The sequence below is a fragment of the Streptomyces sp. NBC_01296 genome (genome assembly GCF_035984415.1).
GTDB lineage: Bacteria > Actinomycetota > Actinomycetes > Streptomycetales > Streptomycetaceae > Streptomyces.
This window is the reverse complement of record NZ_CP130720.1, coordinates 3835321-3861066: the sequence shown is the minus strand read 5'-3', so window position 1 is coordinate 3861066 and position 25746 is coordinate 3835321. Positions and strand designations below refer to the sequence as shown.

The window sequence follows — 25746 nt, the reverse complement described above, 5'->3', positions numbered from 1 at the left end:
CACGGCATCAGCCGCGCCCGCGCCACGGCAACTCCGCCGTCACCACCGTCCCCTCCCCCTCGGGGGAGTCGACGACGAACACCCCGTCCACGGCCCGCAGCCGCTCCGCCAGCCCCGCCAGACCCGACCCGCCCACCGCATCGGCCCCGCCCCGCCCGTCATCCGACACCCGTATCAAAAGCCGCGCCCCGGCCCCGGGTTCGCCCCCGGCCCGGCCGCCGCCCGCGGCCGCAGTCCGCCACACCTCCACGCTCGCGATGCGCGCCCCCGCATGCTTGCTCACGTTCTGCAGCAGCTCCGACACCGTGAAGTACGCGATCCCCTCGATCGCGGCCGCAGGCCGCTCCGGCAGATCCACCGCCACCTTCACCGGCACCACGCACCGCGACGCCACCGACGACAGCGCCGCATCCAGCCCCCGGTCCGTCAGCACCGCCGGGTGGATCCCCCGCGCCAGGTCCCGCAGCTCCTGCAGCGCCAGCTTCACTTCCCCGTGCGCCTCGTCCACCATCGCCGCCGCCCCCTCGGGATCCTCCAGCAGCTTCTCCTTGGCCAGGCCCAGCCCCATCGCCAGCGCCACCAGCCGCGCCTGCGCGCCGTCGTGCAGGTCCCGCTCGATGCGCCGCAGGTCGGCCGCCGCCGTGTCGACGACCACCCCCCGGTCGGACTCCAGCTCCGCGATCCGCCGCTCCAGCTCGTCCGAGGGCGACAGCAGCCCCCGTACCATCAGCCGGTCCACGTTCGACAGCCAGCGCACCACGTACGGCAGCACCGGCCACAGCACCAGCAGCCCGACCAGCGCCACCGCGAAGGTCAGCACCCCCCACGGCAGCCGCACCAGCTCGTACAGCACGGTCCGCCAGGCCACCGGGTCCTTCACGCCCGCCCACAGCCAGGGGAAGAACCCGCCGGCCCGCCGCGGCCCCGGCAGCGGGGTCGGCTCCTCCACCCGTACGCCGAGCAGTGCGCGCGCCCTCGTCCGCTCCAGCCGTCCCAGCTGGCGGGACGCGAGCAGGCCGCCTGCGAGCAGCGGAAGACCGATCGCGGTCACGGACAGGCCGCCCGCGGTCGCCACCATGGTCACGGTGTAGACGAACCCGACGAGTGCGAGCGGAAGATTGCTCAACAGATGGACGGTCTCTTTCCACGCCACGGACCCCAGGGCCGGGCGTACGGGGGGAGGCCGGTCGTTGTCGGGATCCTGGTGGGAGACTTGAATGCGCGCGGTCATGCGCCCCAGCCTGCCAATATCGCCGCGCGGGTGCCATGGGGCAGCCGGGCCGCAGTAAACGGGGGATAACCCCACCCTGTGTGAACCAGGCCCTAGACTCCCGTCCGTACCAGATCGTCGACAGTGGCCAAGGAGCGAGGAACGGACGTGCCCGACCCAACGGTATCGACCGTAACCGTGCTCGCAGCGGACTATTTCCGGAGTTATTCGGTCGTCGGCCTGCTGGCCGTCCTCGGTGTGCTCTTCGTGGCCGTCGCGTTCGGCGCGGGCCGCCTGCTGAGACCGGTCGTCCCGACCCCTGAGAAGCTGCTGACGTACGAGTGCGGTGTCGACCCCGTCGGCGAGGGCTGGGCGCACACCCAGGTCCGCTACTACGTGTACGCGTTCCTCTACGTCATCTTCGCCGTCGACTCGATCTTCCTCTTCCCGTGGGCGACGGTGTTCGCCGCCGCCGGTTACGGCGCCACGACGCTCGTGGAGATGTTCATCTTCCTGGGCTTCCTGGCCGTCGGCCTGCTCTACGCGTACAAGAAGGGCGTCCTCGAATGGACGTGACACCGGCCGCGACGCCGGCCGAGCCCCAGCTGCTCCCGGAGCCCAGGAGACTGGGAGTCCTCTCCCGCCTCGCCCCGGAACCCATGAAGGTGGTCCTGAACTGGGGCCGCCGCTACAGCCTGTGGGTCTTCAACTTCGGCCTCGCCTGCTGCGCGATCGAGTTCATCGCCGCGTCGATGGCCCGGCACGACTTCATCCGGCTCGGCGTGATCCCCTTCGCCCCCGGCCCGCGCCAGGCGGACCTGATGATCGTCTCGGGCACGGTGACGGACAAGATGGCCCCGGCCGTGAAGCGGCTCTACGAGCAGATGCCGGAGCCGAAGTACGTCATCTCCTTCGGCGCCTGCTCCAACTGCGGCGGGCCGTACTGGGACTCGTACTCGGTGACGAAGGGTGTCGACCAGATCATCCCCGTCGACGTCTACGTCCCCGGCTGCCCGCCGCGCCCGGAGGCGCTGCTGCAGGGCATCCTCAAGCTCCAGGAGAAGATCGCTCGGGAATCGCTGGCGGACCGCTACGCGGCGGGGCCGTCGGTCGGGCAGCTCACCAGCGGCCTGATCACGCCGCCGCCCGCACCGGGGGCCGACGCATGAACCTCTACGACTCCCTCCCCGACGCGGCTGCGACGATCTTCGGCGCGGAGGCGGTGGCCGAGTACGCGTACGACGTCCTGACCGTCGACGTGCCGGTCGGCAGCTGGATCCCGTCGCTGGAGATCGCCCGCGACAAGCTGGGCTGCACGTACTTCGACTGGCTGAGCGCGGTGGACGAGCCGGGCACCGGCTTCCGGATCTGCGCCCACGTCGTGTCCCTCGAGAACCACCGCGTACGCCGCCTGCTCCTGCGCACGACGGTCCCGCACTCGGCGCCCTCCCTCCCTTCCGCGGTCGCGATCTACGCGGGCGCGGAATGGCACGAACGCGAAACGTACGAGATGTTCGGGGTCGTCTTCACCGACCACCCGCACCTGGTTCCCCTCCTCCTCCCGGAGAACTTCGAGGGCCACCCGCTGCGCAAGGACTTCGTCCTGGCCGCGCGCGTCGCGAAGGCCTGGCCGGGCGCCAAGGAGCCGGGCGAGGCGCACGACCCCGACGCCCCGAAGCGCCGCCAGATGCTCCCGCCGGGCGTCCCGGACCCCAACGACTGGGGCCCGCTCAAGGGCCAGCTCCCGCCGGCCCCCGCCCGCCCGGCCCGCACCGCCCGCGCCCCCCGCGAGGGCGCCCCGACCCGCCGCCCCCGCCCGGCAACGGACGCCCCGACCGACCCGGCGACCCCGCCGGCGGAGGCCGGAGCCGAGACCCCGCGCCCGGCCCGTCGTACTCGCACGGCTTCGGAAGGCTCGGCCAGCCAGGCCGTCCCGCCGGCGGAGGCCGGAGCCGAGACCCCGCGCCCGGCCCGCCGTGCCCGCACGGCATCGGAAGGCTCGGCCAGCCAGGCCGTCCCGCCGGCGGAGGCCGGAGCGACGCCGGCCGCGCCGGGAGCCGATGCCCCGGCCGGGGCCGCGTCCCAGGCCGTCCCCCCGGGGCAGCCGGGGACCGAGGACGCGGCGCAGACCGACGCCGCTCCGCGTCCGGCCCGCCGTGCCCGCACGGCAGCCGACGGCTCGGCGAGCCAGGCGGCCGCCGGGCGCACGGTGGCGCCGGGCAGGCGCCCGGCCCCCCGCAGCACGGACGCCCCCTGGCACAACCCCCAGCCAGCCTTCGCGGACCAGGACTCGGACCAGGGCTCGACACCGGAACCGACACCGGCACCGGCACCGGCACCGGCACTGGCACCGGCACCGGCACCGGCACCGGAGCCGAAGTCCGGCGCCGCACCCGCGGCCGAGCCGGGCCCGAAGGCCGAGCCGATGTCCACCCCGGGCCCGAAGGCCGAGCCGAAGGCCGGCCCTCGGCCCGAGGCCGAGCCGAAGGCACCCGCCCCCGGCACGGCCGACCCCGGCGCGGAGCCCGAGGCCGGCACCGGCCACACCCCTGAATCCGAATCCGACAACGGAGGCGACGCGTGAACGACGTCCTCGACGTCGCCCTGCGACTCATCGTCGTCTTCGCCGTCTTCCTCGTGCTCCCGCTCGTCGTCGGGCAGACCGAGCACAAGGTGATGGCGCACATGCAGGGCCGCCTCGGCCCCATGTACGCCGGTGGTTTCCACGGCTGGGCCCAGCTCGTCGCCGACGGCGTGAAATTCGCGCAGAAGGAAGACGTCGTCCCGGCCAACGCCGACCGCCGCATCTTCCAGCTCGCCCCCGCCGTCGCCCTGCTCCCGTACCTCCTCGTCCTCATCGCCATCCCCATCGGCCCGGGCGAAGGCGCGGTCGGCCAGGTCATCGACGCCGGGCTGTTCTTCGTACTCGCCGTCATGGGCGTCGGCGTCCTCGGCAGCCTCATGGCCGGCTGGGCCTCCGCGAACAAGTTCTCCCTGCTGGGAGGCCTGCGCACCGCCGCGCAGCTCCTCGCGTACGAGCTCCCCATGCTGCTCGCCGCCGCCTCCGTCGCCATGGCCGCCGGGACCGTGTCCCTCCCCGGCATCGTCGGCGCCTTCCACTGGTGGTGGCTGCCCTGGCAGATCACCGGCGCGCTCGTCTTCTTCACCGCCGGCCTCGCCGAACTCCAGCGTCCCCCCTTCGACATGCCCGTCGCCGACTCCGAGATCATCTTCGGCGCGTACACCGAGTACACCGGCCTGCGCTTCGCGCTGTTCCTGCTCGCCGAGTACGCCGGCATCGTCGTCCTCTGCGCCCTCACCACCGTCCTGTTCCTCGGCGGCTGGCACGGGCCCGTCGCCGACGGCTGGGTCTGGACCCTCCTCAAGACCGCGGTCCTCGCCTTCGTCGTGATCTGGCTCCGCGTCACCTACCCGCGACTGCGCGAGGACCAGCTCCAGAAGCTCGCCTGGACCACACTCATCCCGCTCGCGCTCGCCCAGATCGCGCTCACCGGCATCGTGAAGGTGGCGATCAGCTGATGCCCATCCCCGGATCCGGCCTGGCCAAGGGCCTTGCCGTCACCCTGCGCACGATGACGAAGCGCGCGCACACCGCCCAGTACCCCGAGGTGCAGCCCGAGCTCCCGCCCCGCACCCGCGGGGTCATCGGCCTGTTCGAGGAGAACTGCACGGTCTGCATGCTGTGCGCCCGCGAGTGCCCCGACTGGTGCATCTACATCGACTCCCACAAGGAGACGGTCCCGGCCGCCGCCCCCGGCGGCCGCGAGCGCAGCCGCAACGTCCTCGACCGCTTCGCCATCGACTTCTCCCTCTGCATGTACTGCGGCATCTGCATCGAGGTGTGCCCCTTCGACGCCCTCTTCTGGTCGCCGGAGTTCGAGTACGCGGAGACGGACATCCTCGAACTCACCCACGAGCGCGACAAGCTGCGCGAGTGGATGTGGACCGTCCCGGCGCCGCCCGCCCTGGACCCGGCCGCGGAGGAACCCAAGGAGATCGCCGCCGCCCGCAAGGCGGTGGAGAAGGCCGAGGCCGCAGCCGCGGCAGCCGCCGCTGCCGCCGCACCCGCCGAGCCCGCGGCGCCCGGGACCGATGCCCCGAACACCCCGGAGGGAGACGCGTGACCCCCGCAGCCACCGCCCTGGCCGCCGCGGCGACGGGCAACGGGTTCCTCTCCCCGACCGGCGTCGAGATCGCCTTCGTCCTCGTCGGCCTCGCCACCCTCGGCGCGGCCGCGATCACGGTCACCACCAAGCAGCTCGTGCACGCCGCCCTCTGGCTGGTCGTCGCGCTCGGCGGGATCGCCGTCGAGTACCTGCTGCTGACCGCCGAGTTCATCGCCTGGGTCCAGGTCCTGATCTATCTCGGTTCCGTGGTCGTCCTCCTCCTCTTCGGGCTGATGCTCACCAAGGCCCCCATCGGCCGCTCCCCGGACGCCGACTCGAACAACCGCTGGGTCGCCCTCGGCGTCGCCCTCGTCGCGGCCACCGCGCTCGTCTGGGTCGTCGTCGACGCGTTCCGCACCACCTGGATCGATCTCGACGGCCCCGCCCAGGGCTCCACCCAGGTGACCGGCGAGATGCTCTTCCAGCACTGGGTACTGCCCTTCGAAGCGCTCTCCGTCCTCCTCCTCGCGGCCCTGATCGGCGCCATCGTGCTCTCCCGCAGGGACGCCGCCGGTGAGCCCGATGACAAGAAGGGGCAGCAGCGCTGATGCACCTCGCCTATCCCGCCGTGCTCGCGGCGCTCCTCTTCAGCACGGGCCTGTACGGAGTGCTCGCCCGCCGCAACGCCATCCTGGTCCTGATGTCCGTCGAGCTGATGCTCAACGCCGTCAACCTCAACCTGGTGGCCTTCGACGTCTGGCTGCGCGACACCCTCCACGCCGGCCAGGCCCTCACCCTGTTCACGATCGCCATCGCCGCCGCCGAGATCGGCATCGGCCTCGCCATCGTGCTGATGGTCTACCGCAACCGCGGCACCTCCGACGTCGACCGGCTGCGCGACACCGCCGAGGGCCACGAACCCGCCCCGAACAACCAGAGCGAGGTCACCGCGTGAGCACCACGACCCTCGCGGTCCTCGTCCCGCTCCTGCCCTTCCTGGGCGCGGTGGCGGGACTGCTGCTCGGCCGCAGCGCACCCGGATTCGTCCGGCCCCTCGCGGTACTGCCGGTGCTGGCCGCGGCCGTGCTGGCCGTGCTCGTCGCCGTCCGCCAGGGCGGCGGCCAGCCGATCGCCGCCTCGACGGAGCTGACCCCGACCGGCTCGGTGCCGATCGACCTCGCGCTCTACCTGGACGGCTTCGCCGTGCTGGTCGCCGTGCTGGTCGGCGTCGTCGCCACCTGCGTACAGCTCTACTCGACGGCGTACCTCCGCGAGGACCCGCGCTACCCGTCGTATGCCGCTCTGGTGTCACTGTTCACCTCCGCCATGCTGCTCGTCGTCTACTCCGGCGACCTGATGGTGCTGCTGGTCGGCTGGGAGATCATGGGCATCTGCTCGTACTTCCTCGTCGGCCACTACTGGGAGACCGAGGCGGCCCGCTCCGCCTCCCTCAAGGCCTTCCTCGTCACCAAGCTCGGCGACGTCCCCTTCCTGATCGGCCTGTTCGCGCTCGCCGCCGACGCCGACTCCTTCGAGATCCCCAAGATCCTGGGCACCGTCGCCGCGGGCGGGCTCGACCACCCGACGCTGATCGCGCTCCTCCTGCTCGCCGGCGTCGCGGGCAAGTCCGCGCAGTTCCCGCTGCACACCTGGCTCCCGGACGCCATGGCGGGCCCCACCCCGGTCTCCGCACTGATCCACGCCGCGACGATGGTCGCCGCCGGTATCTACTTCGTCGCCCGCCTCCTCCCGGTCTTCGCGGCCTCCCGGGCCGCACTGGTGGTCATGGCCGTCATGGCGGCCGTCACGATGCTCGGTTCCGGCCTCGCCGCCCTGGCCCAGGACGACATCAAGCGCGTGCTCGCCTACTCCACGGTCGGCCAGCTCGGCTACATGCTCGGGGCCCTGGCCGTCGGCGACCGCGGCGCCGCCGTCTTCCACCTCCTGTCCCACGGCTTCTTCAAGGCACTCCTGTTCCTCGGTGCGGGCGTGATCATCCACGCCGCCGGGACGAACTCCCTGGCCGCCATGTCCCGGATGGACGGCCTGGCCAAGCGCATCCCCGACGCCTTCTGGACCATGACGATCGCGCTGCTCGCGCTCGCCGCGATTCCGCCCTTCGCCGGCTTCTTCTCCAAGGAAGCCGTCCTCGTCGCCGCCGAGCACGCCGCCGGCGGGCACTCGCAGTCCGCTCCCAGCGCCGCCGGCTGGGTCGTCCTCGTCGCCGGCGTGCTGACCGCCCTGCTCACCGCCGCCTACGCCACCCGGCTGTGGCTGATGGCCTTCCGCGGCCGGGGCGCCGCCGCCCCCGACCACGGCAAGGAGCCCGTCGCCATGACCGGCGTGCTGTGGCTGCTCGCGATCCCGACGATCGGCTTCGGCCTCGTCGCCGGCCCGATCGCCGACTGGTTCGACGGCAACGAACTCACCCCGTCCCTGACCACCTCGGTGCTCGGCACGGGAGCCGCCGCCGTCGGCGCGGTGCTGACCTACGCCCTGTGGCAGCGGGCCACGGCCAAGGCCGTCGCCGTCGGCTACGGAGCCGGCGCGTCCGCGTCCTCCGCCGCCGCGGAGTCCGCCGCCGAGACCCCCGAGGTCGCCGAGGTCACCCACGACCACCCCGCCGTCCCGGCCGGAGCAGCCCCCGACCCCGGCCGGGCGCTGCTCGGCCCGCTGCACCGCCACGCGGCCGACGGCTTCCACCTCGACGCCCTCTACGACCGGCTGTTCGTCCGCCCCGTCCGCGCCGCCGCGAGCCTCGTCCGCTTCCTCGACCGCGAGGTCGTGGACACGTACGTCCGCGGCGCGGGCGCCGGCCCCCGGCTGCTCGGCAGCCTCGTACGCCGGGCCCAGACCGGCAACGTGCAGAGCTACCTGAGCGCCCTGCTCGCCGGCGCCGTGGTCCTGGCGATCGCCACCGCCGTCCTCGCCAACGTCAACGCCGGATCGTGAGCCGTGAGTCAGCCGTGATTGATATCAGCCCGTCCGTGATGCAGTTCCTTCTGGCGTTCGTCGTGGCCGCACCGCTCCTCGGCGCCGCCGCGGCCCTCCTGCCGGCCCCGCCCGGCCTCAAGGGCAAGAGCCCCGAACAGGCCGTGCTGCGCCACGGCGTGACCGTGACCGGCGTGATCCTCGCCGCGGCGATCGCCCTCGCCCTGGGCTTCGACCACGACGCCCCGGCCCGCTTCCAGGCGACCACGGACATCAGCTGGATCCCGGCGCTGAACGTCCGGATCCACCTCGGCATCGACGGCATCTCGCTCCCCCTCCTCCTGATGACCGCGCTGCTGTTCTTCCTCTGCGCGCTCTACAGCTACTTCAAGTTCCCCGAAGGCCCGTCCCCGAAGGCCTTCGTCGCGCTGCTCCTCGTCCTCGAGTCCGGCACCCTCGCGACCTTCGCCGTCCTCGACCTGCTGCTGTTCTTCCTCGCCTTCGAGATGGTCCTCATCCCGATGTACTTCCTCATCGCCCGCTGGGGCGGTGCTCAGCGGCAGGCCGCCGCCTGGAAGTTCATCCTCTACACCCTCCTCGGCTCCGTCGTCATGCTGCTCGGACTGCTGCTGATCGGGCTGAACAGCGGCACTTTCGACATGGTGGCCCTCGCCTCCGACAACGGCCGCGAACTGAGCCACACCACCCAGCTCCTGGCCGTCCTCGCCATCGGCATCGGCCTCGCCGTGAAGACCCCGATGTGGCCGCTGCACAGCTGGCTGCCCGACGCCCACACCGCCGCGCCGACCGTGGGCTCCGTCCTGCTGGCCGGCGTGCTGCTCAAGATGGGCACGTACGGGTTCGTGCGCATCCTGCTCCCCGCCACGCCCGACGGCATGGCGACCTTCGCCCCCTACCTGGGCGCCTTCGCCGCCATCGGCATCGTCTACGGGTCCCTCGCCTGTCTCTCGCTCGCCCGCAAGGGCAACAAGGGCGACCTCAAGCGACTCATCGCGTACTCCTCCGTCGGCCACATGGGCTTCGTCCTCCTCGGCATCGCCTCGATGACTCCCACCGGTGTGAACGGCGCGCTGTTCGCCAACATCGCGCACGGTCTGATCACCGGCCTTCTCTTCTTTCTTGTCGGTGCGCTCAAAGACCGTTACAAGACCGCGGATCTGGACACCCTCGCCGGAGCCACCGGGGCCGCCCTCTACGGCCGCGCCCCCCGCCTCGGCGCCCTCCTCGCCTTCGCCGCCGTCGCCTCCCTCGGCCTGCCCGGCCTAGCCGGCTTCTGGGGCGAGATGCTGGCCCTCTTCGGCGCGTTCGACCCGGCGCAGGGCCTGTCCCGGCCCGCCTTCCTCACCTACATGGCCTTCGGCGCGTTCGGCACCCTGCTCACCGCCGCCTACCTGCTGATCGTCGTACGGCGCATCTGCATGGGCGACCCCAAGGCCCGGCCCGGGTCCGAGCCCGCGCTCGAACTCGCGGACATCCAGCGCTACGAGTTCGCCGCCTGGACCCCGCTCGCCGCCCTCACCGTCCTCGCCGGCCTGTGGCCCGCTGTCCTCCTCGGCCTCACCGACCCGGCCGTCCAGAAGCTCCTCGCAGGAGGCAACGCATGACGGCCCTGTCCGCCCTGTCCGCGGCCCCGGCCGCCGAGACCGCGAGCCTCGTCCAGAGCGTCGACTGGCTCGCGATCACCCCCGTGGTGCTGCCCGCCGCCGTCGCCCTGGTCGTCCTGGTCGCCGACCTCTTCGTGCCGGAACGGCTCAAGCCGCTGCTCGGCTGGCTCTCCGTCGCCGGCCTCGCCGCCGCGATCGTCACCCTGCTGCCGCTGCGCGCCGGCGACCGCGCCACCTTCTGCCTCGCCACCGACCCCGGTGCGTGCAGCTACACCGCCGACCACTTCACGCTCGTCATCCAGTTCCTGGTGCTGGTCGGCGCCCTGGTCACCGCCCTGCTGTCGGTCACCACCGTCCGCGACGCGCGCATGCCGGCCGGCGAGTACTGGTTCCTGCTGCTGTCCTCCGCCGCCGGCGCCGCCCTGCTGCCCGCCTCCCGCGACCTCGCCACCCTGATCGTCGCCCTCGAAGTCGCCTCGCTGCCCGCCTTCGCCCTCGTCGGCATGCGCCGCGGCGACCGGCTCTCCTCCGAAGCCGCCCTCAAGTTCTTCCTCTCCTCCGTCACCGCCACCGCCGTGTCGCTGATGGGCGTCAGCTTCGTCTACGCCGCCACCGGCTCCCTGCACCTCACCCAGGTCGCCGACCGCCTCGAGGACGTCCCCGGGCAGCTCGACACCCTCGCCATGGCCGGCGTCGCGCTCACCCTCGTCGGCTTCGCCTTCAAGACCGCCGCCGTCCCCTTCCACTTCTGGGTCCCGGACACCTACGTCGGCGCGCCGCTGCCCATCGCGGGCTACCTCTCCGTGATCGGCAAGGCCGTCGGCTTCACCGGCCTCATCCTCGTCACGGTGATCGCCTTCCCGGCGTACTCCGACATCTGGGGACCGGCCCTGGCCGTCCTCGCCGCGCTCACCATGACGCTCGGCAACGCCGCCGCCCTGCGCCAGCGCGCGGACCGGCCGGGCAGCGCCGTCCGGCTGCTCGCCTGGTCCTCGGTCGGCCAGGCCGGCTACCTGCTGGTCCCGATCGCGGCCGCCGCGTACTCCGATCGCGACCAGATCGGCTCCACCGTCGCGTACGCCCTCATGTACGCCGCCGTGAACCTCGGCGCCTTCGCCGTGGCGGCCCTGGTCGCCCGTAGCAAGCCGCTCAACCGCCTCAGCGACTACCGCGGCCTGTACGCCGAGCGCCCGCTGGCCGCCCTCTCGCTGGCCTTCTTCCTGCTCTGCCTGGCCGGCCTGCCGCCGGGCCTCATCGGCCTGTTCGCCAAGGTCACCGTGTTCCGCTCCGCGGTCGACGCGGGCCTGGGCTGGCTGGCCGTGGTCATGGCGGTCAACGTCGTCATCGCCCTGTACTACTACCTGCGCTGGACGGCGCTGCTCTTCCGCGCCCCGGAGGGCCCCGCCGAGGCCGTCCGGACGAAGGCCCCGTGGCCGGTCACCGTCGCGATCGCGATCACGGCCGTCACAGCCGTGGTGCTCTCGGGCGCCCCGCAGCTGGTCCTGCGCTTCGCCGCGGGCAGCCTGTTCCCGCAGTAGCCCGCTCCGGCAGCCCGGTACGCCGGCCCGTACATCAGCTCGTACGCCGTCCCGTACGCCGGTCCGGCCGTACGCCGTGACCCGTACGGAGCATCGCCCGCCGCCGCACCGCCGCCCCGGACACCGGGGCGGCGGCCCCGGCACGCCCTGGGAACCAGATGCCCTCACCTCGCGTTGACCGAGAAGGGAGGGTCCACTGGACCGTAGACCCTCAGATCCGCAGATCCTGGACGGGGGTCCCCCTGCCGCACCATTTGGAGGGCGTACCGTGCACCGCCGGCACAACGGGCTGAAGACCGCCGTACTCCTCGGCGGGCTGTCCGCACTCATCATCGTCATCGGAAGCTTCTTCGGGCGGGGCGGCCTGATCATCGCCGTCCTCGTCGCCCTCGGGACGAACGCGTACGCGTACTGGAACAGCGACAAGCTGGCTCTACGCGCGATGCGCGCCCGCCCCGTCAGCGAGTTCGAGGCCCCCCAGCTCTACCGCATGGTGCGCGAGCTCTCCACCTCCGCGCGCCAGCCCATGCCACGGCTCTACATCTCGCCGACCGACGCGCCGAACGCCTTCGCCACCGGCCGCAATCCGCGCAACGCCGCGGTCTGCTGCACCGAGGGCATCCTGCGCATACTCGACGAGCGCGAGCTGCGCGGGGTGATCGGCCACGAGCTGAGCCACGTCTACAACCGCGACATCCTGATCTCGTCCGTCGCCGGAGCCCTCGCCTCCGTCATCATGTTCCTGGTGAACTTCGCCTGGCTGATCCCGATCGGTCGGTCGAACGACGACGAGGGGCCCGGCATCCTCGGCATGCTGCTGATCATGATCCTGGGCCCGCTGGCCGCATCCGTGATCCAGCTGTCCATCAGCCGTTCGCGCGAGTACGAGGCCGACGCGTCCGGCGCCCAGCTCACCGGCGACCCGCTCGCCCTGGCGAGCGCCCTGCGCAAGCTGGACGCAGGCGTCAAGCAACTCCCGCTGCCCCCCGAGCCCAGGCTGGAGACCGCGAGTCACATGATGATCGCCAATCCGTTCCGCCCGGGTCAGGGCCTTTCTAAGATGTTCTCCACGCACCCACCGATGGCCGAGCGCATCGCCCGGCTCGAACAGATGGCAGGCCGTAGTCAGTGAAGACCATCCTCAACATCATTTGGCTCGTCCTCAGCGGCGTCTGGCTGTTCCTGGGCTACTGCCTCGCGGGCGTGCTCCTGTGCATCACCATCATCGGCATCCCGTTCGGCATCGCGGCCTTCCGCATCGCCGTGTACGCCCTCTGGCCCTTCGGCTACACCACGGTCGAGCGCCGGGACGCGGGCGCGGCCTCCTGCATCGGCAACGTCCTGTGGCTGATCCTGGCGGGCTGGTGGCTGGCCCTCAGCCACATCGTCACCGGCATCGCCCTGTGCGTCACGATCATCGGCATCCCGTTCGGCATCGCCAACTTCAAGATGGTCCCGCTCGCCCTGCTCCCGCTGGGCCGCGAGATCGTCCCGACCGACGCGCCGTTCGCCTCCCGGTAGGCGGCGGGGCGGCGAGGGAATCACGGGCAGGGAGAACCAGTGTCGGCTGCGAGCACGGCCACGACCCTGTCGGTCATCGTGCCGATGTACAACGAGGAGGAGGCCCTCCCCGCCCTGGTGAGCCGCCTGCGGCCGGTCCTCGATGACACCGGGGTCCCGTACGAGGTCCTCGCGGTCGACGACGGCAGCACCGACCGGACCGCCGAGCTCCTCGAGAAGTTCCGTACGGACTGGCCCGAGCTCCGCATCGTCCGGCTGCGCGGCAACTCCGGCCACCAGGCCGCGCTGCGCGCCGGGCTGCACAGCTCGGTCGGGGCGTACGTGGCCAGCATCGACGCCGACCTCCAGGATCCGCCGGAGAAAATACCGGAGATGCTGGACCTGGCCCGGTCCGAGAACCTCGACATCGTCTACGGCGTCCGCTCCGACCGCAGCACCGACACGGGCTTCAAGCGCCGCACCGCCGCCGCCTATTACTGGCTGATGCGCCGCATGGTCGGCAAGCAGGTGCCCGCGCAGGCCGGGGACTTCCGGCTGCTCAGCCGCGAGGCCGTGGAGGCCCTCAAGGCCCTGCCCGACCAGCAGCAGGTCTACCGGCTGCTGGTGCCCTGGCTCGGCTTCCCGAGCGGGCAGGTCACGTACCGCCGGGGCGAGCGGGTGGCGGGCGAGACCAAATACCCGCTGAGCAAGATGATCCGCCTCGCCGTGGACGGCATCACCAACTTCTCCGCCGCCCCGCTGCGGCTCGCGACCTGGCTCGGCGTCATCAGCTTCGTCACCTGCCTCTTCATGATCGTCTGGACGCTGGTGGTGTTTCTGCTCGGCAAGACCGTGCCCGGCTGGACCTCGCTGTTCGTCGGCATGCTGTTCCTCGGCGGGGTGCAGCTGATCTGCGTCGGGCTGCTCGGCGAGTACATCGGCAGGATCTACACCGCCGTACAGCGCCGGCCCACGTACTTCATCGGGTACGACTCGGCGCGCGACGACGCGGGCAAGGGCCCGGGGGAGACCGGGAGCTGACGGCCGATCCGAGGCCCTGCGTGCAGCCTCCCCGGGGCGCCGGTGCAGGTCAGGGTGATTGTCAGTGGCGTGGGTCACTATGAACGCATGAACGAGACCGAGCAGTTGCTGGAGCAAGTCGCCCTACATGTCCGCGGCTTCGGGCCCGAGGGCGGCACCCTGGTGCCCGGGCGCCTGCCGGCTCCCGTGGACCCGGGGGCGCTGCGTCGGTCCGAGGACATGCTCGGCTTCGCCCTGCCCCCGCTCCTGGCCGGTCTCTACACCCGGATCGCGGACGGCGGGTTCGGCCCGGAGTACGGACTGCTCTCGCTGGAGGCCGCCGTCACGCAGTACACCGCGATGCGCACCTCGGACTGGGGCTGGCCCGAGGGCGTTCTGCCGATAACCGACTACGGCTGCGCCATGCTGGGGTGCGTGGACTGCCGCTCCGAGACCGCCCGAGTCCTGCTGTTCGAGCCGAATCCGGGCGATCCCGACCTCGCCTGGTACGCGGACTCGCCCGCCCTCGCCGACTGGCTGCGCGGCTGGCTCGACGGCACCGCCTGGTTCTGCGACGACTCGGAGGAGGCGGGTCTGGAGATGACCCCCTGGGAGGAGTTCAGAGCCCGGGTCTGAGCCGGCTGCGCACCCCGTAGGCAGCGCCGCCCACGGCCAGTACCGCAGCCCCCGCGCCCGCCGACGCAAGGGGCAGCGCGCAGGCCAGCACGACACAGCCGGACAGCCCGACCGCTGCCACGGCCCGGCCCTTGACACCTGAATCGAGAGTCCACGCGGAAGCGTTCGCGATCGCGTAGTAGGCCAGCACCCCGAACGAGGAGAAACCGATCGCGCCCCGCAGATCGGTGGTCGCCGCCAGCACCGCGACCACCGCACCCACGGCGAGCTCGGCATGGTGCGGCACCTGATGCCGTGGATGTACGGCGGCCAGCGCGCGGGGGAGATGGCCGTCCCGCGCCATCGCCAGGGTGGTCCGCGACACCCCGAGCACCAGGGCCAGCAGCGAGCCCAGCGCCGCCAGGGCGGCACCGACCCGGACCACGGGGGTCAGTCCGGGCCGTCCGGCCGCCCGTACCGCGTCGGCCAGCGGGGCCGTCGAAACCGCCAGGGCGTCGGCGCCCAGCACCGCCAGCGCCGCCACCGCCACCGCGGCGTACACGAGCAGGGCGATCCCCAGGGCGAGGGGCACCGCCCGCGGGATCGTGCGCTCCGGATCACGCACCTCCTCGCCCAGGGTGGTGATCCGGGCGTATCCCGCGAAGGCGAAGAACAGCAGGCCGGCCGCCTGGAGCAGGCCGCCGACGCCGCCTCCGGCGAGGCCGCCGAGCCGTCCCGCGTCGGCCGCGCCCGAGGTCAGGCACACCACCACGACCCCGGCCAGCACGGCCAGTACCGCCGCCACGATGACCCGCGCGATCCGGGCGGACTTCTGCACGCCTCCGTAGCTCGCGCCGGTCAGCGCCACCACCGCTGCGACGGCCACGGCATGCTGCTGCCCGGGCCACACGTACGCCCCCACGGTGAGCGCCATCGCCGCACACGAGGCGGTCTTGCCGACCACGAAGCCCCAACCGGCCAGATATCCCCAGAACGGGCCGAGCCGTTCCCGCCCGTACACGTAGGTCCCGCCGGAGGCCGGATACCGGGCGGCCAGCCGCGCCGAGGAGTGCGCGTTGCAGTAGGCGATCAAGGCCGCCACCGCGAGGGCGGCGAGCAGCGCTCCGCCCGCAGGGCCCGCCGCGCCTGCCGCCGGGGCGAGCGCGGCGAAGATCCCGGCCCCGACCATCGCCCCGAGCCCGACGACCACGGCGTCGAAGACTCCCAGCGTGCGCTTCAACTCGTTGTCCACGGGCGGAGGGTAACCGCCCTAGATGACGCCTTCCCGGCCGGTCAGTGGCGTCCGGTTCTGCTCCCACCCGTGGAGGGCGGTCAGGCAGGCGTGATCGAGGTGGCGCAGCCCGCTGAGGTCGAGGCGTACGGGCTGGCCGGCCGGCAGCGCGTCCAGCGCATCGAGCAGCTTCGGCAGCCGCAGGAAACTGGCGCTCCCCATGACCTGGACGCGGAGCTCCCCGCCCTCCCACACCTCCTCGATCTGCACCTGGGAGGTCTCCCAGGCCGCCTTGACCACGGCCAGCCCCAGCCCGACCAGCACCCCCTCGAAGAGGTTGGTCGCCACGATCGCGGAGGCCGTCGCCACCAGCACCACCGCCTCGCCCCGGTGCGTCTTCCACAGCCCGGCGACGGCCCGGGCCGGCAGCAGTTTCCATCCGGCGTGCAGCAGCACCCCGGCCAGCGCGGCGAGCGGCACCACTTCCAGCAGTTGGGGGACCGCGACGGCGAACAGCAGCAGCCAGCCGCCGTGCAGGACCCGGGACGCCCGGGTGCGGGCCCCCGCTTCCACGTTGGCGGCGCTGCGCACGATCACGGCGGTCATCGGCAGCGCCCCGAGCAGCCCGCAGACGGTGTTGCCGACGCCCTGGGCCATGAGCTCCCGGTCGTAGTGGGTCCGGGTCCCGTCGTGCATCCGGTCCACGGCGGCCGCGCTGAACAGGGTCTCGGCGGAGGCGATCAGCGCCAGGGCGATCACGGTTCCGAGGGCCCCGACGGAGGCCAGCAGCCCGAAGTCCCCCCAGCCGGGCGGGGCCACGGCGTCCAGGACCCCGGTCACCGTCACCTTCTCGACGGGCAGCTGCAGCAGCATCGACACGGCGGTGGCGGCCGCCACCCCGACGAGCGCGCCCGGTACGAGCCGCAGCCGGGCAGGCATCCGGCGCCAGGCCGCCAGGACGGCGATGGTCCCGGCCCCGAGCGCCACGGCGGACCAGTCGGCCTGCCCGGCGAGCCCCGGCACCGCGGCCAGCTTCTCCAGGGTTCCGCCGGGGGCCTGCACGCCGCCCAGGGCGTACAGCTGCCCGGCGATCAGCACGAGCCCGATCCCGGCCAGCATCCCGTGCACGACGGCGACGGAGATCGCCCGGAACCACCGCCCGAGCCGCAGCGCCCCCATGCACAGCTGCAGCAACCCGGCGGCCAGCACCAGGACCCCGAGCGCGCGGGCACCGTGCGTGTGCACCGCCTCGTAGACGAGCACGGTGAGCCCGGCGGCCGGCCCGCTCACCTGGAGCGAACTCCCCGGGAACCACCCGGTGACCAGCCCGCCCACCACCCCGGTGACGATCCCCAGCTCGGCCGGCACACCGGAGGCGACGGCCACGCCGACGCAGAGAGGCAGCGCGACGAGCGCCACGACGACGGACGCCCCGAAGTCTTCGCGAAACGTGTCGACTCCAGACATCCGAGAACCTCCCCTGTCCCGCGGTGATGATTGCCACCAGAGTGGTGGGCGCGCGCAGGGCTTCCCAAGTGCCCATCGGGGGCCGTTGGGGCGCATGCGCCGCGCACGCCGGGCACGTGAACCGCACGCCCCCGGAAACGGCCGCGGCCCGGCGGTCCTGGTAGGACCGCCGGGCCGCCGGGCGGCAGGTGGGGAACCGCGGTCAGCGGTAGTTCACGAACTGGATCGCGAAGTCCAGGTCCTTGCCCTTGAGCAGCGCCTGGATGGCCTGCAGGTCGTCACGGCTCTTGGAGCTGACACGCAGCTCCTCGCCCTGCACCTGGGCCTTGACGCCCTTGGGACCCTCGTCCCGGATGATCTTCGCGACCTTCTTGGCGTTCTCCTGGGAGATGCCCTCCTCGATGGAGGCGAAGATCTTGTACTCCTTGCCGGACAGCTGCGGCTCGCCGGCGTCGAGCGCCTTCAGCGAGATCCCGCGCTTGACCAGCTTGGTCTCGAACACGTCCAGGACGGCCTTGACGCGCTCCTCGGAGTTCGCCTCCATGAGGATCTTCTCGCCGGACCAGGCGATGGTGGCGCCGGTGCCCTTGAAGTCGTAGCGCTGCGAGAGTTCCTTGGCGGCCTGGTTGAGGGCGTTGTCGACCTCCTGCCGCTCGACCTTCGAGACGATGTCGAAACTGGAGTCGGCCATGTGCTGTGGCTCCTTGAAATCGGCTGTCATTGCCCCGGAGGGCGCGGCCGGACACACCCGGCCCGCTCCGCAAAGCCTAGCCACCGCACCCACCGGCAGCGCTGATCAATCCGGTGGCGAAACACCCCCGCACATCAGGTATTGTTTACGTCGTTGCCAGGGAGCGCCGCCGTAAGGCGGAAAAAATGGCAGCGTCTCTTGGCGGTGTGCCCGAGTGGCCAAAGGGAGCAGACTGTAAATCTGCCGGCTCAGCCTACCCAGGTTCGAACCCTGGCGCCGCCACGCGATGTGAGACCCCCGTAACTGCGGAAGCGCAGTGACGGGGGTCTTCTCGCATGCCCGGTGATCCGAACGCGGGGCTTCCGCGTCCGGATCCGGTCAGGGCGTGAGGGACGCGCGCCAGGACCAGGTGGTGCGGCGGGGGTGGGTCGGGAGGGCCAGGCGGCCGGCCGACCAGAGGAGGACCTCCGGGGCCGGGCCGGACGGAGAGTCCGGGAACAGGCGGGCCAGGACCGGGGCCGAGAGGCCGGCCGGCGGGAGCCAGGGGAGGGCGAGGCCCTGGCCGATGTCGTACGTGTGGAGCAGGATCTCCGCCACGCCCATCGCCGCGAAGCCGCCCGGATCGCAGGGTCCCCAGTGCCACGCCCGCGCGGACTCCGGCGCCGCGTCCACGGCCGTGCCCAGCAGCCGGGCCGCCGCCGAGATCACCTGGAGGACCGCCTCGGGCGGGGTGGCCTCCCGTACGCACAGGTCCAGCGGCAGATAGGCGTCCGAGGGCAGTGCGGCCACCTGCGCTGCGTACGCCAGCAGGTCGTGGGCGACGTGCGCCGCCGTCGTCCAGCAGGTCCAGTCGAGCGAACCGGCCTTCACCTGCCAGTCCCGTCCGGTGTGCGGGGCCAGGGCCGACACCATTTCGGCTGCCGCCCGTTCGACGTCGGAGCCGGTCATCGGCCGCATCGTCCTGATCTCCTGTTCGTTCTCCGGTCGTGAACTTCATTTCTGACACGCGCGGGAAGGTCGGCGGCGGCGTGCTCCTCGCCCTCCTCGGGGCCGGGATCCCGGCCCTGGTCGGGGCGGCACTGCACGACCATGTGGGCGAGCCCTACCAGGAAACCAGGCTCTACTTCGGGACCGAACGCCCAGGCGGCCGGGACCCGGTCGCGGAACAGGAGTTCATGCGCTTCCTGGACCACGAGATCACCCCCGCCTTCCCCGAGGGCCTCACCCTCCAGGACGGGCACGGCCAGTGGCAGCGGGACGGCAAGGTCATCCAGGAGACCTCGTACGAGGTGGTGCTGCTTTACCCGGAGAAGGAGGCCGACGAGCGCAGCGCGCGCATCGAGCGGATCCGGCAGGCCTACGAGGACCAGTACCAGCAGGACTCCGTCGGGCGCTCCGACGACGAGGTGACCGCCCAGTTCTGAGGATGACTCAATTGCCGGCGACGTCCTTGACGGCCACCGCCACCGGGGTCGAGCCCTCGACCAGCTCCAGGGTCAGGCCGGCCGTCGCCGGGGTCTCGATCAGCTCCGCCAGCACGGCCGCCACGTCGTCGCGCGGCACCGCCCCGCGGCCCGTCCGCGCCTCCAGCCGTACCTGCCCGCTCCCGGGGTCGTCGGTCAGCGACCCCGGCCGCAGGACCGTCCACTCCAGGCCCAGCCGCGTCCGTACGTGATCGTCCGCCTCCCCCTTCGCCCGCAGGTAGACGTCGAAGACGTCGTCGCCTTCGTGGTACGCGTCCGCGCCCATCGAAGAGACCATCAGGAAGCGCCGTACCCCCGCCCGTTCGGCCGCGTCCGAGAACAGCACCGCCGCTCCCCGGTCGACGGTGTCCTTGCGCCCGACACCGCTGCCGGGCCCCGCGCCGGCCGCGAACACCGCCGCGTCCGCGCCCTGCAGGATGCCCGCCACGTGCTCGACCGAAGCCGACTCCAGGTCGCAGAGCACCGGTTCGGCGCCCGCCTCCCGCAGGTCGTCGCCCTGCGCCGGGTCGCGGATGATGCCCGCGACCTCGTACCCGCGCGCGGCGAGCAGTTGCTCCAGCCGCAGCGCGATCTGACCGTGTCCACCCGCGATGACGATGCGCATGCCCCGACCGTACGACGAGCCGGGCGCCTCCGCCCGCGAAAGTGTCCACCGGCGGGCCGGCGAACGTTCAGGGACCGGGCTCCGCGCGGCCCTGCCGGGGCAGGTCCAGGGCCACCGCGACCGCCGAGTCGCAGTACTCCCGTACGGCACTCGTCCGGGCTACCACCCGGCCGCGGTGGATCACGATCCGGCTGTAGGCCAGGGACAGCACGCCCGAGATCCGGTCCCCCCGTACGGCGAGCAGCTCCGCCGGGAACCCGGCCTCCACCCGGACCTCCGGCAGGCCCATGGCCTCCCGGGCGGCGCCGCTGACCGACGCGTAGGCCTCCGCCGCCCGCAGCCCGCCCTGGGAGGCCAGCAGGAACGCGGCCTCCAGCGGGTCGCCGCGGCCGACCGGGTTCCCGGCGTCCCGCAGCGCCCCGCTGCCGGCCGCGACCCGGACCCCGGCGGCCCGCAGCAGCCGTACGGGCGCGGTGCGCAGGCCGCGCCGTTCCAGGGCCGCACAGTCGCCCTGGGGCAGGCAGGTCACCCGTACGCCGGCCGCGGCCAGCTGGTCGGCGGCCCGGTGCGCCACGTCCAGCGGGAGCCGCGACAGGCCGCCGCAGGGGCCGATCGTCACCCCCGGGCGCAGCCCGCCGGCCATCGCCGCGAGCCGGGCAAGGCGGCCGGGATCGTCACCGTCCGTGTGCAGGTCCACGGGGCAGCCGTGCTCGGCGGCGAGTTCCAGGACGGCTTCGAGGAAGCCCGTCGGGTCGGGGTCCAGGTCCGGGCAGCCGCCGATGACGGAGGCGCCCATCTTCACCGCGTCCCGCAGCATGGCGAACCCGTCGGCGCCGGCGAGCCCGGTGAGGAGCCGGGGCACGGCGACGGTGGTCAGGTCGGTGAGCCCGCGCAGCGAGCGGCGGGCCTGGAGCACGGCCTCCATGGGGCCGAGGCCGTGCACGTCGCCGATCCGGACGTGGGAGCGCACGGCCGTGGCGCCGTGCCCGAGCTGGAGCAGGGCGGCCTCCGTGGCCCGGCGCTGCACCTCGTCGGGCGTGTACGAGACGGGCCCCTCGCCGTCGGCGGTCAGGGCGGTGTCCCCGTGGGCGTGCGGCTCGGCGGGGGCGGGGAGCAGCAGATAGCCGCCGAGATCCACCCGGGAGAGGGCGGGGGCGGGGAGGCTGCCCGCGGTGCCGACGGCCTGGATCCGGCCGCCGCCGAGCCGGACGTCGACCGTACGGCCGTCCGTGAGGCGGGCTCCGGTGAGCAGGAGGGTGGTGGACTCGGCGGCGGCCGCGTTCGCGTTGCCGGTCGGGCGCTGCGGCCCGTGACCGCCGCCCTCGCCGCGGCCCTTGCGCGGGGAGGAGGACGGCTGCTGCGGCTGGCTGTCGGACATCGCGCTCCTGCGGTGGCTCGGGCGGTTCCTGGGCCGGGTGGCCGCGGCCTGCGGCCCAAGATCACGCAGCGTGCTCAGAGCCTAGGGCGCAGGGCTCTCCGCTTCAGGGAGGAGCGCAATAGTCGTACCGGTGTGGTGCCCACGCGCCGTGGCGCCCGCCTGCGCGCCCCGTGGGCAGGGGACGGCCCGTCGGGCTTCGTGTGTTTCCGGTGCCGCGGGTGCGTGGCCGCTGCCTCACGTGCCCGGGGTGCGGCCTCACAGGGGGCGCTTCGGGCGTGCCTCCGCGAACGGGCCACAGTCGAACGGGCCACAGTCGAACGGCCACAGCCGAACGGGCCGCTTCGCGTGCGCTCGGCGTGCCGCCGGGGGCGGCGGGTTTGTGAGCCCGGACACAATCTGCCCCGAAAAGGGCTCCGGGACCGCCTGGGGGCTGATCAAGAAAGCCTTGCCCGCCCCCTCGGAGGCCAGTCCCCGCAAAGGATTTGGGCGATGGGCGGGCAACCGTGTAATGTCTTCATCGCTCGCCCCAATAGCTCAGTCGGTAGAGCGTCTCCATGGTAAGGAGAAGGTCTGCGGTTCGATTCCGCATTGGGGCTCTGGTGAGAGAGGTTCCCCGCCCTCGGGTGGGGAGCTGATCACATCAAAGCGGCGTAGCTCAGTCGGTAGAGCAAGCGGCTCATAATCGCTGTGTCACCGGTTCAAGTCCGGTCGCCGCTACCCAACAGTAGCCGATTGCGGGGTCGGTCTCCCGATCGGCTACTCTTTTATGCGTTCATCCGTCCCATAGTCCGTCAAGGAGCACTCACGTGGCTGCCACCGACGTCCGCCCGAAGATCACGCTGGCCTGCGTGGAGTGCAAGGAGCGGAACTACATCACCAAGAAGAACCGGCGTAACAACCCGGACCGCATGGAGATGAAGAAGCACTGCCCGCGCTGCAACTCGCACACCGCGCACCGCGAGACCCGCTGACCCCAGCGAAGTCTCGAATAACAGGCACCGTCATGAGGTCGTCCCCTTCATCGGGGGGCGGCCTCGTGTCGTTTCCGTGATCGTTTCCGTGACCGTCTTTTTCAACAGGAGGTAGGGAGCCATGGCGCTCGACCAGTCCTTCGTGGGGCGTAGCTACCCGCCCACCGATCCGTACGAGGTCGGCCGGGAGAAGATCCGCGAATTCGCGGTTGCGGTGGGTGACGCGAATCCCGTCTACACCGACCCCGAAGCCGCCAAGGCGTTCGGCCACCTGGATGTGATCGCTCCGCCGACTTTTGTGTTTGCGATCACGTTCGCGGCGGCCGGCCAGGTCGTGGAGGACCCGCAGCTTGGTCTGGACTACAGCCGCGTCGTGCACGGCGACCAGAAGTTCGCGTACTCGCGCCCCGTGCGTGCCGGTGACCGGCTCTCGGTGACCTCCACGATCGAGGCCGTGAAGTCGATGGCGGGCAACGACATCATCGACATCCGCGGCGAGGTCCACGACGAGACCGGCGAGCACGTGGTGACGGCGTGGACGAAGCTCGTCTCCCGCGCCCCCGAGGAGGCCTGAGATGACTGCGCAGATCAAGTACGCCGACGTCGAGGTCGGCACCGAGCTGCCGGCGGCGTCCTTCCCCGTGACGCGGGCGACGCTCGTGAAGTACGCGGGTGCCTCGGGCGACTTCAACCCGATCCACTGGAACGAGAAGTTCGCCAAGGAGGTCGGACTGCCGGACGTCATCGCGCACGGCATGTTCACGATGGCCGAGGCGATCCGCGTGGTCACCGACTGGGTCGGCGACCCGGGGGCGGTCGTGGAGTACGGCGTGCGGTTCACGAAGCCCGTGGTGGTCCCGAACGACGACGCGGGTGCGGTGATCGAGGTCACGGCCAAGGTCGCGGCGAAGCTGGAGGACAACCGCGTGCGGGTCGACCTGACGGCCATGAGTGCGGGCCAGAAGGTCCTGGGCATGTCCCGAGCCATGGTCACCCTGGCCTGACCCTCCCCGGGCCCCGCCTGGACCCGGTGCCGCCGCCTGCGCCTGCGCCTTCGCGGCTGCGGCACCGTTCCCGGGGGCTCCGCCCCCGGACCCCAAGCGCCTCAAACGCCGGCGGGGCTGAGGGGTTGACGAAGTTAGTGATTGAGTACTAACTTCGAAACATGGCAAGGATGAGTGCGGACGAGCGGCGCGAGAGCGTCATCCGGGCGGCGATGCACGAGTTCGCCCGGGGCGGCTACTACGGGACCTCCACCGAGGCGATCGCCAAGCGCGTCGGGGTCTCGCAGCCGTACCTGTTCCGGCTCTTCCCCAACAAGCCGGCCATCTTCCTCGCCGCCGCCGAGCGCTGCCTGCGGGACACCCGTGAGGTGTTCGCGGCCGCCGCCGAGGGGCTCGAGGGCGAAGAGGCCACGCACGCCATGGCCAACGCGTACGTCCGGCTCATCGCCGAGGATCCGGACAAGCTCCAGATGCAGCTCCAGATGTACGTCACCGTCGCCGCGGCCGAGGCGGCCGGCGACCACCAGCTCGGTGAGCTCGTCCGCAAGGGCTGGATGGACCTCTGGGACACCGTCCACGTGCCCCTCGGCGGCGACGTGAACGAGACCACGACCTTCATGGCCTACGGGATGCTGATCAACAACCTGGCCGCGATGGGCTTCCCGCCCGGGCACCGGGTCTGGGAGGGGCTGTACCCCTCCGCCCGCGTGAAGGGCCTGGACGAGCCGGAGGAGTGAGCTACGGTCCGCCCGCCCTGTGCGGCGCATCTTCATGCGCGTGAAAGTTAGTCAGCAATAACTAACAATTCGGTCCTCACCCTCAGGGGGAAATCGTGAACGGCACGCAAGGCACCCACGACACCCAAGGCGCCCAAGACACCGCCCTCCGCGGCCCCGCCGTCTGGGCCCTCGTCCTCACTTCCGTGGCCGGTTTCATGGCCGCCCTCGACAACCTCGTCGTCACCACCGCCCTCCCCGCCATCCGCAACGACCTCGGCGGAGCGCTGGAGGACCTGGAGTGGACGGTGAACGCGTACACGCTCACCTTCGCCGTCCTCCTCATGTTCGGCGCGGCCCTCGGCGACCGCTTCGGCCGGCGCCGGCTCTTCATGTCCGGCCTCGCGATATTCACCGGCGCCTCCGCCGTCGCCGCCCTGTCGCCCGGCATCAACGAGCTCATCGCCGCCCGCGCCGTCCAGGGCGTGGGCGCCGCGATCATGATGCCGCTCACCCTCACCCTGCTCACCGCAGCCGTCCCGCCCGCCCGCCGCGGCATGGCCCTCGGCATCTTCGGCGCCGTCGGCGGCCTCGCCGTCGCCAGCGGCCCGCTCATCGGCGGCACCCTCACCGAGCACATCTCCTGGCAGTGGATCTTCTGGCTGAACGTCCCGATCGGCCTGGCCCTGATCCCGCTCGCCCGCCTCAAGCTGACCGAGTCCACCGCCCCGGGCGCCCGTCTCGACGTACCGGGCACGCTCCTCATCAGCGGCGGCCTCTTCGGCATCGTCTACGGGCTCGTCAACGCCAACGCCCACGGCTGGACCAGCGCCCCGGTGCTCACCAGCCTGATCGTCGGGACCGCACTCGTCGGCGGATTCGTCGTCCACGGTTTCCGCCACGCGAACCCGATGCTGCCCATGCGCCTCTTCCTGGGCCGCGGCTTCCTCGGGATCAACGCCGCCAGCCTCCTGATGTACCTGGGCATGTTCGGCTCGATCTTCCTGCTCAGCCAGTTCCTCCAGGGCGTCGCCGGCTACACGCCCACCCAGGCCGGCGTGCGCATGCTCCCCTGGACCGCCATGCCGATGATCGCCGCCCCGATCGCGGGCATCCTCTCCGACCGGATCGGCGGCCGCCCCGTCGTCGCCACCGGGCTCGCCCTGCAGGCCATCGGCCTCGGCTGGTTCGCGACGGTCCTGAGCGCCGACGTCTCCTACGCCGCCCAGCTCCCGGCGCTGATCCTCAGCGGCATCGGCATGGGCCTGTTCTTCGCCCCCGCCTCCAACATCCTGATGTCAACGGTGTCCCCCGCCGACCAGGGCAAGGCCTCCGGCGCCAACAACGCCCTGCGCGAGGTCGGCGGCGCCCTCGGTGTCGCGGTCCTGGCCTCGGTCTTCTCCGCCCAGGGCGGCTACGAGTCCCCGCAGGCCTTCACCGACGGGACCGTGCCCGCGCTGTGGATCGGCGCCGCCGCGGTGGCCGTGGCAGCCGCCTTCGCCCTCCTGGTCCCGGGCAAGGGAGCCCGCAAGGCCGCCGCCCCCGTCACCCCCGCCCCCGTCACCTCCGCCGCCGTCACCCCCGCCCCCGCCCTCGCCGACAAGGTCCCCGCCGCGCGCTGACCGGCACCGGAC

Annotated in this window: 27 protein-coding genes and 3 tRNA genes; 23 read left to right on the top strand and 7 right to left on the bottom strand. The window is 72.2% G+C overall.

Annotated features, from left to right (window positions below; all coding sequences use genetic code 11):
• Window positions 1–7: 7 nt before the first annotated feature.
• Window positions 8–1231, bottom strand: a complete 1224-nt coding sequence (locus tag OG299_RS17220; RefSeq protein WP_327361927.1) for a sensor histidine kinase — start codon at window positions 1229–1231, stop codon at window positions 8–10.
• Between the two features lie 147 nt (window positions 1232–1378).
• Here OG299_RS17220 and OG299_RS17215 point away from each other — a divergent pair, with 147 nt between their 5' ends.
• From OG299_RS17215 to OG299_RS17150, 14 genes are all read left to right on the top strand, one after another.
• Entirely contained in the window at window positions 1379–1786 is a 408-nt protein-coding gene (locus OG299_RS17215; RefSeq protein WP_030163040.1) for an NADH-quinone oxidoreductase subunit A, read from the top strand.
• Window positions 1777–2379, top strand: coding sequence for an NADH-quinone oxidoreductase subunit B (locus OG299_RS17210; RefSeq protein WP_327361926.1), 603 nt, complete (start codon window positions 1777–1779; stop codon window positions 2377–2379). The genes OG299_RS17215 and OG299_RS17210 overlap by 10 nt, the downstream gene beginning before the upstream one ends.
• Window positions 2376–3794, top strand: coding sequence for an NADH-quinone oxidoreductase subunit C (locus tag OG299_RS17205; protein ID WP_327361925.1), 1419 nt, complete (start codon window positions 2376–2378; stop codon window positions 3792–3794). The genes OG299_RS17210 and OG299_RS17205 overlap by 4 nt, the downstream gene beginning before the upstream one ends.
• On the top strand, window positions 3791–4750 hold the full coding sequence (locus OG299_RS17200) for a complex I subunit 1/NuoH family protein (protein WP_266626517.1): 960 nt from the start codon (window positions 3791–3793) through the stop codon (window positions 4748–4750). Before OG299_RS17205 ends, OG299_RS17200 begins: the two co-directional genes overlap by 4 nt.
• The gene (locus OG299_RS17195) at window positions 4750–5355 is read left to right on the top strand and encodes a NuoI/complex I 23 kDa subunit family protein (RefSeq protein WP_327361924.1); all 606 of its coding nucleotides are present in this window, start codon (window positions 4750–4752) and stop codon (window positions 5353–5355) included. The genes OG299_RS17200 and OG299_RS17195 overlap by 1 nt, the downstream gene beginning before the upstream one ends.
• Window positions 5352–5945 carry an NADH-quinone oxidoreductase subunit J family protein gene (locus OG299_RS17190; RefSeq protein ID WP_266626514.1) on the top strand — a complete coding sequence of 198 codons (594 nt, stop codon included), beginning with the start codon at window positions 5352–5354 and terminating at the stop codon, window positions 5943–5945. Before OG299_RS17195 ends, OG299_RS17190 begins: the two co-directional genes overlap by 4 nt.
• Window positions 5945–6292 carry an NADH-quinone oxidoreductase subunit NuoK gene (nuoK, locus tag OG299_RS17185; RefSeq protein ID WP_266626512.1) on the top strand — a complete coding sequence of 116 codons (348 nt, stop codon included), beginning with the start codon at window positions 5945–5947 and terminating at the stop codon, window positions 6290–6292. Before OG299_RS17190 ends, nuoK begins: the two co-directional genes overlap by 1 nt.
• Window positions 6289–8289, top strand: coding sequence for an NADH-quinone oxidoreductase subunit 5 family protein (locus tag OG299_RS17180; protein ID WP_327361923.1), 2001 nt, complete (start codon window positions 6289–6291; stop codon window positions 8287–8289). The genes nuoK and OG299_RS17180 overlap by 4 nt, the downstream gene beginning before the upstream one ends.
• Before the next feature lie 38 nt (window positions 8290–8327).
• Window positions 8328–9893 (top strand): complex I subunit 4 family protein, encoded by a 1566-nt coding sequence (locus tag OG299_RS17175; RefSeq protein WP_327364540.1) that lies wholly within the window; start codon window positions 8328–8330, stop codon window positions 9891–9893.
• Entirely contained in the window at window positions 9890–11431 is a 1542-nt protein-coding gene (locus tag OG299_RS17170; RefSeq protein WP_327361922.1) for an NADH-quinone oxidoreductase subunit N, read from the top strand. The genes OG299_RS17175 and OG299_RS17170 overlap by 4 nt, the downstream gene beginning before the upstream one ends.
• A gap of 268 nt (window positions 11432–11699) precedes the next feature.
• Entirely contained in the window at window positions 11700–12563 is an 864-nt protein-coding gene (gene htpX, locus OG299_RS17165; RefSeq protein ID WP_266626506.1) for a zinc metalloprotease HtpX, read from the top strand.
• Complete coding sequence (locus OG299_RS17160) at window positions 12560–12952, top strand: YccF domain-containing protein (protein ID WP_266626505.1); 393 nt, start codon at window positions 12560–12562, stop codon at window positions 12950–12952. The genes htpX and OG299_RS17160 overlap by 4 nt, the downstream gene beginning before the upstream one ends.
• Window positions 12953–12991: 39 nt before the next feature.
• On the top strand, window positions 12992–13972 hold the full coding sequence (locus OG299_RS17155; protein WP_266626503.1) for a glycosyltransferase family 2 protein: 981 nt from the start codon (window positions 12992–12994) through the stop codon (window positions 13970–13972).
• A gap of 87 nt (window positions 13973–14059) precedes the next feature.
• Window positions 14060–14587, top strand: coding sequence for an SMI1/KNR4 family protein (locus tag OG299_RS17150; RefSeq protein ID WP_327361921.1), 528 nt, complete (start codon window positions 14060–14062; stop codon window positions 14585–14587).
• Here OG299_RS17150 and OG299_RS17145 read toward each other — a convergent pair.
• From OG299_RS17145 to OG299_RS17135, 3 genes are all read right to left on the bottom strand, one after another.
• Window positions 14571–15818 carry an APC family permease gene (locus OG299_RS17145; RefSeq protein WP_327361920.1) on the bottom strand — a complete coding sequence of 416 codons (1248 nt, stop codon included), beginning with the start codon at window positions 15816–15818 and terminating at the stop codon, window positions 14571–14573. The genes OG299_RS17150 and OG299_RS17145 overlap by 17 nt on opposite strands.
• An 18-nt stretch (window positions 15819–15836) precedes the next feature.
• Entirely contained in the window at window positions 15837–17264 is a 1428-nt protein-coding gene (locus tag OG299_RS17140) for a SulP family inorganic anion transporter (RefSeq protein ID WP_327361919.1), read from the bottom strand.
• A 202-nt stretch (window positions 17265–17466) separates the two neighbouring features.
• Entirely contained in the window at window positions 17467–17955 is a 489-nt protein-coding gene (locus tag OG299_RS17135; RefSeq protein ID WP_030163016.1) for a YajQ family cyclic di-GMP-binding protein, read from the bottom strand.
• 200 nt (window positions 17956–18155) lie between these two features.
• On the opposite strand from OG299_RS17135, the gene OG299_RS17130 reads away from it, so the two are divergent.
• Window positions 18156–18237, top strand: a tRNA-Tyr gene (locus OG299_RS17130).
• Window positions 18238–18333: 96 nt separating this feature from the next.
• On the opposite strand, the gene OG299_RS17125 is transcribed toward OG299_RS17130, so the two are convergent.
• Entirely contained in the window at window positions 18334–18903 is a 570-nt protein-coding gene (locus OG299_RS17125; RefSeq protein ID WP_327361918.1) for a maleylpyruvate isomerase N-terminal domain-containing protein, read from the bottom strand.
• A gap of 38 nt (window positions 18904–18941) precedes the next feature.
• Between OG299_RS17125 and OG299_RS17120 the strand changes: the two genes are divergently transcribed.
• Window positions 18942–19379 carry a DUF3574 domain-containing protein gene (locus OG299_RS17120; RefSeq protein WP_266626494.1) on the top strand — a complete coding sequence of 146 codons (438 nt, stop codon included), beginning with the start codon at window positions 18942–18944 and terminating at the stop codon, window positions 19377–19379.
• A gap of 7 nt (window positions 19380–19386) precedes the next feature.
• Here OG299_RS17120 and OG299_RS17115 read toward each other — a convergent pair whose 3' ends face one another.
• Together OG299_RS17115 and OG299_RS17110 are read right to left on the bottom strand one after the other, a co-directional pair.
• Window positions 19387–20043: an SDR family oxidoreductase gene (locus OG299_RS17115; RefSeq protein ID WP_327361917.1), complete on the bottom strand. Its 657-nt coding sequence runs from the start codon at window positions 20041–20043 to the stop codon at window positions 19387–19389.
• A gap of 67 nt (window positions 20044–20110) precedes the next feature.
• Window positions 20111–21421 (bottom strand): amidohydrolase family protein, encoded by a 1311-nt coding sequence (locus OG299_RS17110; RefSeq protein WP_266626491.1) that lies wholly within the window; start codon window positions 21419–21421, stop codon window positions 20111–20113.
• 523 nt (window positions 21422–21944) lie between these two features.
• On the opposite strand from OG299_RS17110, the gene OG299_RS17105 reads away from it, so the two are divergent.
• The 7 genes from OG299_RS17105 (at window position 21945) to OG299_RS17075 (ending at window position 25734) form a co-directional block, all read left to right on the top strand.
• Window positions 21945–22017: transfer RNA gene (locus OG299_RS17105), tRNA-Thr, on the top strand.
• Window positions 22018–22065: 48 nt separating this feature from the next.
• Window positions 22066–22138: transfer RNA gene (locus tag OG299_RS17100), tRNA-Met, on the top strand.
• Window positions 22139–22227: 89 nt separating this feature from the next.
• Window positions 22228–22392 carry a 50S ribosomal protein L33 gene (rpmG, locus tag OG299_RS17095; RefSeq protein WP_007265873.1) on the top strand — a complete coding sequence of 55 codons (165 nt, stop codon included), beginning with the start codon at window positions 22228–22230 and terminating at the stop codon, window positions 22390–22392.
• 121 nt (window positions 22393–22513) lie between these two features.
• Window positions 22514–22966 carry a MaoC family dehydratase N-terminal domain-containing protein gene (locus OG299_RS17090; RefSeq protein ID WP_266626489.1) on the top strand — a complete coding sequence of 151 codons (453 nt, stop codon included), beginning with the start codon at window positions 22514–22516 and terminating at the stop codon, window positions 22964–22966.
• 1 nt (window position 22967) lies between these two features.
• The gene (locus OG299_RS17085) at window positions 22968–23396 is read left to right on the top strand and encodes a MaoC family dehydratase (protein WP_266626488.1); all 429 of its coding nucleotides are present in this window, start codon (window positions 22968–22970) and stop codon (window positions 23394–23396) included.
• Between the two features lie 161 nt (window positions 23397–23557).
• Window positions 23558–24133 carry a TetR/AcrR family transcriptional regulator gene (locus OG299_RS17080; RefSeq protein ID WP_327361916.1) on the top strand — a complete coding sequence of 192 codons (576 nt, stop codon included), beginning with the start codon at window positions 23558–23560 and terminating at the stop codon, window positions 24131–24133.
• 95 nt (window positions 24134–24228) lie between these two features.
• Window positions 24229–25734, top strand: coding sequence for a DHA2 family efflux MFS transporter permease subunit (locus OG299_RS17075; RefSeq protein ID WP_327361915.1), 1506 nt, complete (start codon window positions 24229–24231; stop codon window positions 25732–25734).
• The last annotated feature ends 12 nt before the right edge of the window (window positions 25735–25746 follow it).